The 14618-nt window shown below is 65.2% G+C and carries 13 protein-coding genes, 1 tRNA gene and 1 riboswitch; all 14 genes read right to left on the bottom strand.

The window, feature by feature from the left end:
• Positions 1 to 84 precede the first annotated feature (84 nt).
• Positions 85 to 636 (bottom strand): hypothetical protein, encoded by a 552-nt coding sequence (locus OH686_RS05855; protein WP_289536791.1) that lies wholly within the window; start codon positions 634 to 636, stop codon positions 85 to 87.
• Between the two features lie 85 nt (positions 637 to 721).
• Positions 722 to 795: transfer RNA gene (locus tag OH686_RS05850), tRNA-Gly, on the bottom strand.
• An 84-nt stretch (positions 796 to 879) separates the two neighbouring features.
• Positions 880 to 1758: an alpha/beta fold hydrolase gene (locus tag OH686_RS05845; RefSeq protein WP_289536789.1), complete on the bottom strand. Its 879-nt coding sequence runs from the start codon at positions 1756 to 1758 to the stop codon at positions 880 to 882.
• 343 nt (positions 1759 to 2101) lie between these two features.
• Positions 2102 to 2794, bottom strand: coding sequence for a pseudouridine synthase (locus OH686_RS05840; protein ID WP_289536787.1), 693 nt, complete (start codon positions 2792 to 2794; stop codon positions 2102 to 2104).
• Between the two features lie 2 nt (positions 2795 to 2796).
• A complete protein-coding gene (locus OH686_RS05835) occupies positions 2797 to 3003 on the bottom strand; it encodes a cysteine-rich CWC family protein (protein ID WP_289536785.1) in 207 nt (68 codons plus the stop codon).
• Positions 3000 to 4484 (bottom strand): sensor domain-containing diguanylate cyclase, encoded by a 1485-nt coding sequence (locus tag OH686_RS05830; protein WP_289536783.1) that lies wholly within the window; start codon positions 4482 to 4484, stop codon positions 3000 to 3002. Before OH686_RS05830 ends, OH686_RS05835 begins: the two co-directional genes overlap by 4 nt.
• Positions 4485 to 4515: 31 nt before the next feature.
• Positions 4516 to 5361, bottom strand: a complete 846-nt coding sequence (locus OH686_RS05825; RefSeq protein WP_289536782.1) for a DUF4824 family protein — start codon at positions 5359 to 5361, stop codon at positions 4516 to 4518.
• Positions 5358 to 6425: a DUF2157 domain-containing protein gene (locus OH686_RS05820; protein WP_289536780.1), complete on the bottom strand. Its 1068-nt coding sequence runs from the start codon at positions 6423 to 6425 to the stop codon at positions 5358 to 5360. Before OH686_RS05820 ends, OH686_RS05825 begins: the two co-directional genes overlap by 4 nt.
• A gap of 39 nt (positions 6426 to 6464) precedes the next feature.
• Positions 6465 to 10064, bottom strand: a complete 3600-nt coding sequence (uca, locus tag OH686_RS05815; protein WP_289536779.1) for an urea carboxylase — start codon at positions 10062 to 10064, stop codon at positions 6465 to 6467.
• A 177-nt stretch (positions 10065 to 10241) separates the two neighbouring features.
• Entirely contained in the window at positions 10242 to 10877 is a 636-nt protein-coding gene (locus OH686_RS05810) for an urea amidolyase associated protein UAAP2 (RefSeq protein WP_289536778.1), read from the bottom strand.
• A 10-nt stretch (positions 10878 to 10887) separates the two neighbouring features.
• Complete coding sequence (locus OH686_RS05805; RefSeq protein ID WP_289536776.1) at positions 10888 to 11616, bottom strand: urea amidolyase associated protein UAAP1; 729 nt, start codon at positions 11614 to 11616, stop codon at positions 10888 to 10890.
• A 2-nt stretch (positions 11617 to 11618) separates the two neighbouring features.
• Positions 11619 to 12401, bottom strand: coding sequence for an ABC transporter ATP-binding protein (locus tag OH686_RS05800; RefSeq protein ID WP_137974439.1), 783 nt, complete (start codon positions 12399 to 12401; stop codon positions 11619 to 11621).
• Positions 12398 to 13213, bottom strand: a complete 816-nt coding sequence (locus OH686_RS05795; protein ID WP_289536775.1) for an ABC transporter permease — start codon at positions 13211 to 13213, stop codon at positions 12398 to 12400. The genes OH686_RS05800 and OH686_RS05795 overlap by 4 nt, the downstream gene beginning before the upstream one ends.
• A gap of 130 nt (positions 13214 to 13343) precedes the next feature.
• Positions 13344 to 14411, bottom strand: coding sequence for a putative urea ABC transporter substrate-binding protein (locus OH686_RS05790; RefSeq protein ID WP_289536774.1), 1068 nt, complete (start codon positions 14409 to 14411; stop codon positions 13344 to 13346).
• A 71-nt stretch (positions 14412 to 14482) separates the two neighbouring features.
• Positions 14483 to 14586, bottom strand: a riboswitch (guanidine-I (ykkC/yxkD leader).
• Positions 14587 to 14618: the final 32 nt, after the last annotated feature.

The raw sequence follows: 14618 nt of genomic DNA, 5'->3' as shown, positions 1-14618 counted from the left end.
CGGGTGCTTTTTTTCTTTCTAGCGGCGGAGCCTCTACTTCACGCGATTCGGTTGGGGCGATGGTCGTTCAATCAGCGAGCATGATTACATTCGCCCCACTACAGAAACGATGGTGCTGCCTAGGGCGGAATCGTTGGTAATGAGCCAAGCCTTCTTTTGCCAGGTTAATCGTTCGGTCGAAGCCTGTTGCAGTAGATCAAACTCCTCTCTGGTTGCGCAGTAATCCCTGCGTACCGGGCTGCGTACGCTGACAACAAACTTGCACGAAGGGAAGAAAGCCAATCGCCCCCTTGCGTTGCCGGACATATGACGAGTTACCAGAGCCTCTGTTTTTGTGGGTCGAGCCACTAGCTCGTGACCACCGCGAGTAATGATGTAAGCGGAAAAGGTGAAGTAGAAGAAAAAGCAGAGAATAGCTATTGCAGCTGTTTGCTTGCCCCGGCGGTCGTGTGTGGATGCCTTTACCTTGACATCCAACCTGTAGAGCAAGACCGCCACCGGCAGGGAGCCCAGAGCTCCCCAAATACTGAGATCAAAATCTCCGTTGAAGAGCAGGTGGAGGCCGTAGCAGCCGCCAAACAATACGGCGAACAGTAGATACCTTATGGTTTGGATCAATCTGTATCTGTTCACCATGCCCGAGCCTTCCTTAGCCGGTTCAACACTTCTTCGACGCGAATATGAAAAAGCCCTGCAGAGCAGGGCTTCAACGTAGAGATTCTGGAGCGGGCGAAGGGAATCGAACCCTCGTCATGAGCTTGGGAAGCTCAGGTAATGCCATTATACGACGCCCGCTTGGGCGGCTGACTTTGTACCAGAATCGCCCGTCTAGGTGAAGCTTGGGCGCAGGGGCGGCGCCCGTTTTGCTCGCAATCACCCTCAAACGGCCAGGGCATGCTTCTCCGCCGTCTGGCTGCGGGCGCGGCTGGTGGTTGGCGGCAGCAGGAAGGCCAGCAGCGCGTCGCGGGTCTGCATCCAGGCGGCCTTGTGTTCCATGTCGAGGAAGTGCCCGGCCTGGGGAATGGTGCGGAATTCGCCATGGCGCACGTACTGGGTGAACAGGCGTGCGTCTTCCGGCGTGGTGTATTCGTCCCATTCGCCGTTGACGAACAGCAGCGGTATGTCGATCTGGCCGGCGAAGCTGACGCAGGAGCGGCCGCCGTTGTTCAGCACGGTTTCCACGTGGAAGCTCATCTGCTCGTATTCGTAGCGTTCAAGGCCGGTGACGTGGCGATGGTTGTAGCGCTTGAACAGCGAAGGCAGGTGCTTACCGATGGTGCCGTTGAGCACCATGCCGATGCTCTCGCGGTCGCAGTCGCGCATCACCGCCAGGCCGGCGCGCAGGTAGCCGAGCATGGCGCTGTTGACCACCGGCGAGAAGGAGTTGATCACCGCGCGCTCTATCCTCGGCGGTTTGCGGGCCAGGGCCTGGAGGGTGGCGATGCCGCCCCAGGAGAAGGACAGCACGGTGTCGCAGGCGAAGTGCTCGACCAACGCCAGGAGGATGTCGGCCTCGTCCTCGCGGGTGAGGAACTGGTCGTGACTGTTGTATTCGCGCGAGTGTCCTGCGTAGGGCAGGTCGAACAGCACCACGTTGAAGTGGGGGTGGAGGTAACGGACCGTCTGCGCGAAGGAGGCGGTGGTCGACAGCGAGCCGTTGACCAGGATGATGGTCTGCTCGGCGCCGTCGGCGCGGTAGAACTCCGTGTAAACCCGGTATTGCCCCTGGATATCCAGCACAGCGGTTTCTGCTTTCATGGTCATGCCCCTGACGCACGGTGCTACGGACGCGCAGCGAAAACCGGCTGCGCGAGCTTCAGGACAGGTAGGCATGTGCCTGGGAAACGGGGCCTGATCGGCTCGAAAGGCTGGCCGACGATTGTTGTTAGTGGCGGGTACTTTCCGGAACGGGCATCGGCCTTGCGGCGCGACGAGGGCAGACCCGTTGGTGGTGCCTGAGGCACTCGACCGGAAGAATTTTCTTAGAGTGTTGTTGCGACTAATTGGTCACGTTCGGACCACGGTTCTGATTCAAGCAGGCTTGTGTTGCAGGTGCAAGTCACTTGAGTGACCTGGGTCGCAGCTTCTGCCCGACGGTCATTCACACCAGGGCGATCTCGGCGGGGCTCAGCGCGCGGTACTGCCCCGGTGCCAGCTGCGGGTCCAGTTGCAGCGGACCCATGCGCTCGCGGTGCAGGCCGATGACCTTGTTCTGGAAGTGGCCGAACATGCGCTTGACCTGGTGGTAGCGGCCCTCGTGCAGGGTCAGCAGGGCTTCGTGGCTGCCGAGTATCTGCAGCTCGGCGGGCAGGGTGGTGAGGTTCTCGTAGGCGAAGTACAGGCCCTGGGCGAACACCTCGATGTATTCGGCGGTGATCGGCTGTTCGGTGCGCACCCGGTAGACCTTGCCCAGACGGCTGCGTGGCTCGGTGAGGCGGCGCGACCAGAGGCCGTCGTTGGTGACGATCAGCAGGCCGGTGGTGGTCAGGTCCAGGCGCCCGCCGATGTGCAGCTCGTGCTTGTCCGCTTCGTCGAGCAGGTCGAGCACGGTGCGGTGTTCGGCATGTTCGGTGGCGCTGACCACGCCGGCCGGCTTGTTGAGCATGAAGTAGCGCGCCGGCTTGCCGGCCTGCAGCAACTCGTCGTCCAGCTCGATGCGGCTGAACTCGCGGACCTCATAGCGAGCGTCGCGCACGACCACCCCATCCACGCGCAGACGCCCGGCGGCCAGCAGCAGGCGGGCGTCGGCGCGATTGAAGCGCGGCAGGTTGCTGAGGAAACGGTCCAGGCGCATGGCTATTCGGCGCTGGGTTCGCTACTGAGGACGCGGGCGCAGTTGGGGCAGAGGCAGGTCTTGTCGAGGTGTTCGGCGGGCAGCTCGTCGATCAGGCTGCGCTCGATCGGGGTGTGGAAACACCAGCAGTCTTCCACCGCCTGCGTCTGCCCGGCCTGGGCGCACCGGTTGGGTTGGCCGCAGCGTGGGCAGCGCTCGGCGTCGTTCACTGCTGCAGGCCGCTGACGTCTTCGCACACGCGGTTGCGCCCGGACTGCTTGGCCCGGTACAGGGCGCGGTCGGCGCGGGCGATCAGGCGGTCCAGGCTGTCGTCGCCGTGCAGCTCGGTGATGCCGATGCTGGTGGTGACGCGCAGGTTGACGCCATTGAAGGGGAACACCTGCTCCTCGGTCTGCTGGCGGATCTTCTCGCCCAGTTGGCGCGCCGTGCTGCTGCCGGTGTCCTTGAGCAGCAGGATGAACTCCTCGCCGCCCCAGCGGCAGATGATGTCGGACTGGCGCAGGTTGCTCTGCAGGCTCTGGGCGAAGCCACGCAGCACATGGTCGCCGGCCAGGTGGCCGTGGGTGTCGTTGAGCTGCTTGAAGTGATCCAGGTCGAGCAGCATGGCGCTCAACGGGCTCTTGTCGCGAATGGCCTCCTGCAGCGCCTGGGCGGCCAGCAGGTCGAAACCGCGGCGGTTGGGCAGGCCGGTGAGCACGTCGGTGGTGGCCAGGGCGGCGATGCGTTGCTGGTAGCGGCGGGTGGCCAGGTAGACCAGGAACAGCACCACGGCGCTGATCAGCACGCAGATCAGCAGGTTGAGGTAGAGCGTGTGGCGCACACCGGCGAGGGCGCCTTCCTCGTGCTTGTCGACGAACAGGTACCAGTCCAGCTCGGGGATGTAGCGCACGTTGAGGAAGTGGCCGCGGCCCTGTTCCTGATAGCCGAAGTTACCGCTCTTGGGTTGCGGCAGCTTGGCCAGCAGCGGCTCCATGCCCGGAATCTGGTTCAGCGCCTGGCCGCGTTTGGCACCCAGGGGGCCGCCCTCGGCACCGGTGAGTACCAAGTGGCCGTCGCGATCGGTGAAGTAGATGCTGCGGTCGTAGCGCTGCTGGTAGTCGTCCACCAGCTTGACTACGGCGTCCACGGTCAGGCCCACGCCGGCCACGCCGATGAAGTTGTTCTGGTAGTCGAACACCTTGAAGTTGATGAAGAAGGTCAGCCGGTCGCTGTTGGCCATGTCCGGGTCGACGCTGATCTCGTAGGGCTCGGCCATGTTGCGTACGCGGAAGTACCAGATGTCGCGCGGCTCGTTCTGGTCGATCTTCTTCAGCACGCCCTTGGCCTGGTAGTAGACGCGGCTCTTCTCGGAGATGAAGAAGCTGGTGAAGGTGCCGTAGTGCTCCTGCACCTCGCGCAGGTAGCGGGTCATCGGCAGAGCGTCGCGCTCGCCGGCGATCACCCAGTCGCGCAGGAAGGTGTCGCGCGACATCATCGAGGCGATCTGGGTGGGGCGGATCAGGTCCTTCTGGATCTCCGAATAGATGTTGTCGGAGGTCAGCGGCAGCTCGGTGTTGACGATGTTGTGGCGGATGCTGTCGCGCGAGCTGTAGTAGCTGACCAGGCTGGTGGCGAGGAAGCCACCCAGCAGCAGAATGGTCAGAAGCAGCAGAAGAGAAACCTGGGCCTTGCGGGACGTGCTGAGCGGCATGGGGCTGAGCCTTGAAGAAGTGGCGCCAATGCTAGCGCGGTGCGCCGTTTTCGTCATCGCGCTTGCCGGTTTGCGTGATCTGCACGGCGCTGAGCCAGGGCTCGAAGCGCTGGCCGATGCTAATTTCGGCGGTGAATGGCTGGCTGGCGTTGCCATAGTACTCCGGCAGATGTTCGGTCAGCAGCTGGCGCCAGGCGTGAGGTACGTTGATGCGATCATTGCTGGGGTCGAAGGCGCCGCTGAGAGTGCTAGCGCTCTCGCTGTAGCAGCTTTGCCAGACCCGCACGGTGCCGCGTAGCAGCGCATAACGGCTGCGGTCCGGGTAGCGCTGGCGCAGCGTCTCGGGATCCAGGCCAACATCGACCAGGAACAGACGACTCTCCTTGTTGCGCTCGTTGGTCAGGGCCTCGCGTGCGGCCTTTTCCTGGGCCTGCAGCTCCTTGTCGTCTGGTAGCTGTTGCAAGCGCTCGGTGGTCTTCTGCAGGTGGCGCTCGGCCAGTTGCAGCGACTGCTGATAAGCGGGGCCATCCAGCTCCAGCATGGCCCAGGCAAGGAGGGTGTTGCGGCGCGGCTCCGGGACGTTGCTGGGCAGGCCGAGCGCCTGTAGCTGGGCCTCGCTCAGGCCGTGGCCGCTGTAGCAGGTGTCCGCATCGGGGGCATCGTGGCGCGGCATGCGCCAGTCCAAACGCATGACCAGGCCGCTATTCTCCTGGCTCGGGCCATCCCAGTCGCGGTGCAGTTCGCGCTGGGACAGTAGCAGGCGACTCTCCGGCTCACCCTGGCGGTTGTACCAGACACCGGCGAGAGCCACGGCGTTGCTCAGCAGAATCAGCGCCAGACCGGCCAGCTGGCCGTGGCGGGGCTTGAGAGTGATCATGCGCGCTCACCTCCCTTGTGGCCGCGACGCAGCCGGCCGAGCACCAGCAGGGCGAGGATTGCGGTTAGGCCGAGGATCAGGAAGAACAGGTACTTGGGAAGCACGTCCCACCACCAGTCGACCATCTTGATGAACAGGAACAGCAGGAACGACAGCTGGCCGAGCAGGGTGACTTCCGCCCAGTCGCGACGGATGCCGAGCCAGATGAACAGGGCCGAGGCGGCGAAGCCGAGCAGCTGGTAGACCTTCTCGATGCCGGCGTACTCGAACGGCAGGTAGCTGCCGCGGCCCCAGTTGGCCAGCACCAGCATCGGCAGCAGCAGGGCCAGCATGCCGACGATGCGGTAGGTGGCGGCAAAACCGCTGAAGCGCGCCTGGGACAGCAGTGCCGGCAGCACGAATACCAGAAGACCGCCGGGCAGGAAGTGCTCCGGTCGCTCGGCGGCCTCCAGCCACAGCCAGCCGCACCATTCGCTGATGCGCATGCCGCTGTAGGCCAGCAGGCAGGCGAGGCCGGCGGCTAGCAGCAGGCGTGCGTTGCAGGTGTAGGCCAGCAGCAGGGCGTAGGCGGCCCACGGCAGCAGGGCCTTGTCGGTGGGTGTGATGTTGAAGATCTGCCCGAGCATGTGGATGTTCAGCATGAAGCAGGCCAGCGCCAGCACGGCCGATAGCTTGGCGAAGTAGCCGGAGGCGTCGCGCTGCTGCAGGACGAAGGTCAGCAGCAGACTGCCGAGCGAGAAGCCGACCAAAATGCCGACCTGCAGCGCTTCGCCGAACAGGCCCCAGAACTGGTAGAAGAAGAACAGCAGGCTGGCCGCCAGGGCCAGGGCGCCGAGCAGTGAGACCACGCGCATGCTCAGGGACAGGCGCTTGGTCTGCTGGTCGTGGTCGATGTCGAAGCTGCTGCGGTACTGAGCCAGCAGCTGATCGTGGTGACTGGCGATGCGGGCGAGCGGTTCGTCGCCCAGGGCCAGGGCGTCCTCGGCGCGCAGGCGCTGGGTCTCGCGGCGGAACGCCTGGATATCGTCGGCCCGTTGCTGGGCCTGGTCGCGGGTCAGCGGCATGGTTCTTCCCTGTGAATGCGCTGCCCGCGACTGTATCCCTTATGCCTCCTCCAGCACCACCACCCGTTGCCCGGCGCGCACCGGCGAGCCGGGTTGCACGCGGACTTCACGGACCACGCCGTCACGCGGGGCGGTGAGGGGGATCTCCATCTTCATCGACTCGAGGATCACCAGCACATCACCGGCCTTCACCGAGTGGCCTGCTTCGACTTGCACCTGCCAGAGGTTGCCGGCGATATGGCTGTCGATGCTGTGCTGGCCGGCTGAAAGTGGCGCGTCGTCGCCCAGTTCGACCACCGCTTCGTCCACCTCGAAATGCGCCTGGCCGGAGGCGATCCAGCGTTGGCGTTCGGCGTCGAAGGCGGCGCGTTGCTGGCTGCGGAAGGCGTCGATGCCCTCGGCTTCCTCGGCAAGGAAGTCCTGGTAGTCGGCCAGGGCCAGTTCGCTGTCCTCGATGCGTAGCTCATAGCGGCCGAGCGGGAAGTCGCGGCGGATCTGCAGCAGTTCCTCGGCACCCACCGGGTAGAAGCGGATCTGGTCGAAGAAGCGCAGCAGCCAGGGCTTGCCGTGGAAGGCGGCGACTTCGCGGTAGCGGTTCCACATCTGCAGGGTGCGGCCGACGAACTGGTAGCCGCCGGGGCCTTCCATGCCGTACACGCACATGTAGGCGCCGCCGATGCCCACCGAGTTCTCGGCGGTCCAGGTGCGCGCCGGGTTGTACTTGGTGGTCACCAGACGATGCCGCGGGTCCAGCGGCGTGGCCACCGGCGCGCCGAGGTAGACGTCACCCAGGCCCATCACCAAGTAGCTGGCATCGAAAACCGTGCGGTACACCTCGTCGAGGTTTTCCAGATCATTTATCCGGCGGATAAATTCCAGGTTGCTCGGGCACCAGGGCGCGTCCTTGCGCACCGTGGTCATGTACTTGTCGATGGCCAGCTGGCAGGCCGGGTCGTCCCAGGACAGCGGCAGATGGACGATGCGCGACGGCACCTTGAGGTCCTGGGCGTTACACACCGCGTCCCACTCGCCGATCACTACCGCCAGCAGGTTGGCCAGCGACAGGGTTTCCGGCTGGTAGTGCACCTGCAGCGAGCGGATGCCCGGCGTCAGGTCGATCACGCCGTTGAGGTTCTTGGCTTCCAGCGCCTGCATCAGAGCATGGCCGCGGAAGCGCAGCACCAGGTCCAGCTCGGCCTGGCCGATTTCCAGCAACAGGTGGGTGTCGCCGGAGAGGCGGGCGACCAGGCGCTTGTCCTGGCTGCCGATGTCGAGGATCACCGGCGGCTCCAGCGGGATCGACTGCCAGTTCACTGCTACCGCTTCCAGTCCGGCGACTTCGGCCTTGCGCGCCTTGGCCAGCTGGCGCGCGGTGTCGATGTTGACCGGCACGAAGCGCAGCTTGTCGCCGGCCTTGAGCTGGCCGAGCTGCCACAGGTCGGCCTCGATGATGGTCACCGGGCAGACGAAACCGCCCAGGCTCGGGCCGTCCGGACCGAGGATCACCGGCATATCGCCGGTGAAGTCCACCGCGCCGATGGCGTAGGGGTTGTCGTGGATATTCGACGGGTGCAGGCCGGCTTCGCCGCCACTGTCGCGCATCCACTCGGGTTTCGGGCCGATCAGGCGCACGCCGGTGCGGCTGGAGTTGAAGTGCACTTCCCAGTCGGTGGCGAGGAAGGTGTCGATATAGGCCGGGGTGAAGTATTCCGGCGCGCCGTGCGGGCCATAGATGACGCGGATTTCGCGCACGGCGGGCAGGACGGTGCACAGCGCGGCAGGCAGTTGCGCGCCGTTGTCCGCATCGCTCAATGCCGGGATATGCAGCACATCGCCGGCGCGCAGGGCGCGGCCGCCGTGGCCGCCGAACTGGCCGAGGGTGAAGGTGCTTTTGCTGCCCAGGTACTCGGGCACCTGCAGGCCGCCGCGCAGGCACAGGTACGAGCGCGCGCCGGAGCCGGCGATGGTTCCGAGGCTCAGGGTGCTGCCGGCCTTGATCAGCAGGGCGGTGTTCATCGGCTGTTCGTTGCCATCCACGTTCAGCGGAATCGCCGCTCCGGTCACCGCCACCACCGCGTCGGTGTTGAAGCGCAGCAGCGGGCCGCTCATGGTGATTTCCAGGCCGGCGGCGCCTTCGTCATTTCCCAGCAGACGGTTGCCCAGGCGCAGGGCGCGGTCGTCCATCGGCCCGGACGGCGGCACGCCGACGGCCCAGTAGCCGAGGCGGCCGGGGAAGTCCTGCACGGTGGTCTGGGTGCCGGCGGAGAGCACCTCGAAGCTATGCGCCTGGTAGCTCAGGCCTTCCAGGCAGCGGGTCCAGGGCGAGCCGCTGGCGAACGGCGCATCGACCAGGATCTGCCGCAGGTACTGGCTATTGGTTTCCACGCCGTACAGCAGGGTATCGGCCAGGGCCTGGTTCAGTGCGGCGCTGGCTTCCTCGCGTGTCGGCTGCCAGGTGATGACCTTGGCGATCATCGGGTCGAAGTAGGGCGGAATCTCGCAGCCGGCTTCGACCCAGGTATCGATGCGCAGGGCTTTGCCATCGGCTTCTGGGAAGCTGACGGCGGTAAGCAGACCGGGGCTGGGCTGGAAGTCGCGGCCCGGGTCTTCGGCGTACAGGCGCGCCTGGATGGCGTGGCCGCTGGGCTTCAGGTGCTTCGCCAGTTCACTCAGCGGTGCCAGATCACCGGCCGCCAGCTCGATCATCCAGCGCACCAGGTCGACGCCCCACACCTGTTCGGTGACGCCGTGTTCGACCTGCAGGCGGGTGTTCACTTCGAGGAAGTAGAAACGCTCGGCCTCGCTGTCGTAGACGAACTCGACTGTGCCGGCGCTGCGGTAGCTGACCGCCTTGGCCAGCTTGATAGCTGCCGCGCACAGTTCGTCGGCCATGCCGGCCGGCAGGTTGGGTGCCGGGGTTTCTTCCAGCACTTTCTGGTTACGCCGCTGCACCGAGCAGTCGCGCACGCCGAGGGCGAGCACTTCACCTTTACCGTCGCCGAACACCTGCACTTCCAGATGGCGGGCGCGCTGGATGTACTTCTCGATGAAGACGCCGCTGTCGCTGAAGTTGTTCTGCCCCAGGCGCTTGACCGCCTCGAAGGCGTCGGAGAGTTCTTCTGCGCTGCGGCATACGCGCATGCCGATGCCGCCACCGCCGGCGGTGCTTTTCAGCATCACCGGGTAGCCGACTTCTTCACCGGCCTTGAGTGCGGCGTCGAGGTTTTCCAGCAGTTCGGTGCCTTCCAGCATCGGCACGCCGTGCTGTTTGGCGAGTGCCCGGGCGGTGTGTTTGAGACCGAATACGCGCAGCTGCTCCGGCGTCGGGCCGACAAAGGCGATACCGGCGGCCTCGCAGGCTTCGGCGAAGGCGGCGTTCTCGGAGAGGAAGCCGTAGCCGGGGTGGATGGCTTTGGCGCCAGTCTGCTTGGCGACTGCGAGGATTTTGTCGACCACCAGATAGGTATTGGAGGCCGGGCCTTCACCCAGGCTGAAGGCCTCATCGGCCTGCTGGATATGCAGGCTGGCGGCGTCGGCCTCGGAGTACACGGCCACGCCCTTGACGTCGAGCTGGCGCAGGGTGCGCAGGATGCGGCAGGCGATGGCGCCGCGGTTGGCGATCAGGAGTTTTTCGAACATTGCAGAACCCTCGAAAGGGATGACGGGCCGTCCCGCCTTATTCGTCTGCACCACGGTCGTCCGTGGCTGAAATTCAGTGATTCGTCGTGTTTGCTGGGCTGTGTGCCTTGTGCTCCAGGCATTGCCCGGATCGGCTCTGGCATAGCCAGAAAAGCCAGCGGCGCAGGTGGGCTGACATCAGTCCCATACCAGCACCTCGGCCGGGGTCGGGTTCCAGCCGTTGCAGGGGTTGTTCAGCTGAGGGCAGTTGGAGATCAGTACGATCACGTCCATATGTGCGACCAGCTCGACGTACTTGCCCGGTGCGGAGATGCCGTCCTCGAAGGTCAGGCCGCCCTCTGGGGTGACGGGCACGTTCATGAAGAAGTTGATGTTGGCGCCGATGTCGCGCTTCTCCAGGCGGCCGTCGTGCAGGCTGGCGCGCAGGAAATTGTCGCGGCAGCTGTGCATATAGCGCTTGTCCAGCGCGTAGCGGACCGTGTTGCTCTCTTGGGCGCAGGCACCGCCGAGGGTGTCGTGGCGGCCGCAGGTGTCGGCGCTGATGGTCAGCAGCGGGTTGCCCAGGTTGGAGTAGAGGACGGTGCCGGTGGTCAGGTACACGCTGTTCTGCTTGCGCAGGGTGCGTTGCGGGTCGTAGCGCTCGCGCGGGTTCCTGGCGCTGAAGAACAGCGTGTCGACCGCCTGGTTGCCTTCGAGGTCGAGCAGGCGCACGGTCTGCCCGGCTTTGACTTCGCAGAGGAACGGCTCGCCGGCCGGGATCTCGTGGCGGTAGGCGGCGGTGGCGGCATGCTTGTCGCTGGCGGTAAGGCTCATGTCGGCGTCCTCAGATGTACAGGCGTTCGGTGTTGTGGAAGCCGCGGCCGTTTTCCGGGCGCGAGGTGCGGCAGAGCACGCTGATGCCGTCGCTCTCGACCTTGCTCCAGCTCAGTTGCACCGGCTTGGGCGCGTACTGCGGGTTGGGGTCCATGGGGTGCTGCAGGGCGGTGAGTACCACCAGGGTATCCATCGGCGCGTACAGCTCGAGGTAGTCGCCGGCCTTGGAGTTGCCCGGCTCGAAATGGAAGCGGCCGTCGCCATCGACGGTCACCTTGCTGAACAGGTTGAGCGCCATCAGCAGGTCCTGCAGGTTCAGGTTCCACTTGCCCATTTCCACCAGCAGGTTGTCCACGCCGTTGCGGAAGTAGCCGTTGCGCAGTTCCTGATAGCGCCCGGTGCCGTACTTCTCGGTGACTTCCTCGGCGTTGAGCACGCCGCCGAAGCTGTCGTGCCAGCCGCAGGTGTCGGCGGTGATGGCGGCGAGCACGCGACCCATGTCTGAGTACAGGCAGTGGCCTGCGGTGAGCTTGGCGGTGTGCTGGCACTTGAGGGTATCGGGCAGGTTCAGGCGCTCGCTTTTCTCCGCGGCGGAGAGCAGTAGCAGGCTGACGTTGGCGTCGCCTTCGAGATCGGTGATGCGCAGCACCTGGCCGCGCTTGAGGACGAAGGAAGTGTGGCCGCCGCCGGGTACGAACTCTTCGTACAGGGTCGGGCGCAGGGCGAGAGAGGCAGTCATGCTCAGGCTCCTTGGATGGCGGGTTGCAGGCTCACGGCGAGATGCGCCGGCAGAGTCGCGCGGCGTTCGCTGTTCAGCGGAATGTCGTAGGTGATGCGCGCGCCGAAGGCGTTCGGCGCGTGGGGGTCGATGCGAGTCTTGTCGAACACCAGCAGGCGGGTGCCGAGGCTGAAGCCCTCGGAGAGGTCATGGGTGACCATGAACACGGTCAGCTTGGTCTCGTGCCACAGCTCCAGCAGCAGGGCGTGCATGTCCTTGCGGATGCCCGGGTCGAGGGCGCCGAAGGGTTCGTCGAGCAGCAGCACGCGCGGTTTCATGATCAGCGCCTGGGCGATGGCCAGGCGTTGCTGCATGCCGCCGGAGAGCTGGCTCGGGTACTTGTCGAGGGCGTGGCCGAGGCCGACCTTCTTCAGGATCACTTCGGCCTGGGCGCGGGCGTCGCGCTTGGCGGCGCCGAACAGGCGGCCGAGCAGCGGCGAGCGCGGCAGTTCCAGGCCGATGGCGACGTTGTCCAGCACCGACAGATGCGGGAACACCGAGTAGCGCTGGAACACCACGCCGCGGCTGCTATCCGGCTCGGCGGCCAGCGGCTGGCCGGCCAGCAGGATCTCGCCCTTGCTCGGTCGCTCCTGGCCCAGCAGCAGGCGCAGGAAAGTCGACTTGCCGCAGCCGGAGGCGCCGACCAGCGTGCAGAACTCGCCCTCGCGGATGATCAGGTTGAGACGTTCCAACACGACCTGGTCGCCGTACTGCTGCCACACATTGTTGACCTGAATGAAACTCATGCCTTGGCTCCTTCATACCAGGGGAAGCACAGGCGGGTGAGCTGGCGCAGGCCCAGGTCCATCAGCCAGGCGAGCAGGGTGATCCACACCACGTACGGCAGGATCACGTCCATCGCCATATAGCGACGCACGAGGAAGATGCGGTAGCCGAGGCCGTCGGTGCTGGCGATGGCTTCGGCGGCGATCAGGAACAGCCAGGCCGAACCCAGCACCAGGCGCAGGGCGATCAGCAGACGTGGCAGCAGTTGCGGCAGCACCACGCGCAGGATCAGGGTCCAGGTGCTGGCACCCAGGGTCTGCGCCTTGATCAGGATCTCAGTGGGAATCTCGCGGGCACGCTGCTCCAGATCGCGGGCCAGCACTGGGGTGATGCCGATCACGATCAGCATCACCTTGGACAACTCGCCGAGGCCGAAGACGATGAACAGGATCGGCAGGATCGCCAGCGGCGGCACCATCGACAGCACCGTCAGCAGCGGCGACAGCGGTGCGCGGAACAGCGGCAGAATGCCCGCCGCGATGCCCAGGCACAGGCCGAGCAGGGCGGCGATGCCGATGCCCATGCCGAGGCGCTTGAGGCTGGCCGCGCTGTCCTGCCAGAACAGGTAGTTGCCGCTGCGCTTGTCCTCGGTGAAGGCCAGGCGGTCGATCGCGCTGACCATCTGGCCGGCGCTGGGCAACAGCTTGTCGTTGGGGTTCTCCGTCAGCCGCGCCGCCGAGCCGGTGAGATAGGCGAACAGCAGCAGGGCGAACGGCAGCAGGATCAGCAGCAGGCGGCCGCCGCGGTCCGGGTGTCGATTGATCAGGCGCATGGTGTTCCTCGGACGTTCACATTCCCCTCTCCCTCCGGGAGAGGGGCCAGGGGTGAGGGTTTTCCGAGCGGCTCGGAGTTTCCCTCACCCCAACCCTCTCCCAGAGGGAGAGGGGGCTAAGAGCAGAGACTTACAGCTTGCCGTCGGCCGCCATCTGCATGAACGAAGGGTCGAAGCGCAGCTTGACGTTGCCTTTGTCGCCGGTGACCACGTCGCGGGCGAAGCTCATGCCGATGGCGTCTGCGCTTTGCGCACCCTCGCCGAGCAGGCCGTGGCTAAAGGAAAACTCGGCCACCTTGGTCATGGTCGCCGGCAGTTTCGGGCTGTTGGCGAAGGCCACGGCGTCCTTGGCGTTGTAGAACATCTTGGTGGCGGCGAGCTGGGCTTCGTAGCCGGCCAGATCGGTGCCGGAGGCCTTGGCCATATGCTCGCGGGCAGCCTTGCCGGCGGCCGAATCGGCGCTCATGGTCGCCATGATTTCGTACCAGGCGCCGGTCAGAGCCTTGCCCAGGGCCGGGTTGTCTTTCAGGGTTTCGCTGTTGACTACCATCAGGTCGATGATCTCGCCGGGGATCTGGCTGGAGTCGAATACCTTGGTCACCGCCGGGGTGGCTTCGATCTCGGCCAGCAGCGGGTTCCAGGTGGCCACGGCCTTGACGTCGTCGGTGGCGAAGGCGGCGACCAGGTCGGCGTCGGAGGTGTTCACCACTTTCAGGTCCTTCTCGCTCAAGTCGGCCTTCTCCAGGCCGCGGGCGAGCAGATAGTGGGAGACGGAGAGCTCGACCAGGTTGACGTCCAGGCCCTTGAGGTCGCCCAGGGTCTTCTTCTCGCCCTTGAGCACGATGCCGTCGTTGCCGTTGGAGAAGTCGCCGATCACCAGCGCGGTGCTGTCCACGCCACCGGCAGCGGGGATGGTCAGGGCGTCCATATTGGTCATGGTGCAGCCGTCGAACTGGCCGGCGGTGTACTGGTTGATCGACTCGACGTAGTCGTTGAGCTGGGTCACTTCGATGGCGATGTCGTACTTCTTCGCCCACTTGTCGACGATGCCCTGCGCGGCGCCGTATTCCCATGGCATCCAGCCGGCGTAGATGGTCCAGCAGACGTTGAATTGGTCTTTCTTCTCGGCGTGAGCGGGGATGCTCAGGGTGGCAGCGAGGCCGGCGGCGATCAGCGAGGACAGCAGGGACTTGCGCATGGGTAGACCTCCAGTTCTAGGGAATGCGGGCAGGAGCGGCGCGGCACTGGCCTGACGGATCAGGTGGCGCGTTCTCCCGGGCTTTTGTCCCGCCGTGTAACCCCTGTCGAGGTCGCCAACTCTCGGACCAGTCACCCGTCGTGGTGGACGGGCCGGAACCCTAGTCGGCCATTGCAAGTTGTAGTGCCGCGCCCCTTGCGGAGTGCT

The sequence above is a fragment of the Pseudomonas sp. SO81 genome, from assembly GCF_030374125.1.
Lineage (GTDB): Bacteria > Pseudomonadota > Gammaproteobacteria > Pseudomonadales > Pseudomonadaceae > Aquipseudomonas.
The sequence above is the reverse complement of the archived record's forward strand: the minus strand, read 5'-3'. Positions and strand labels throughout refer to the sequence as shown.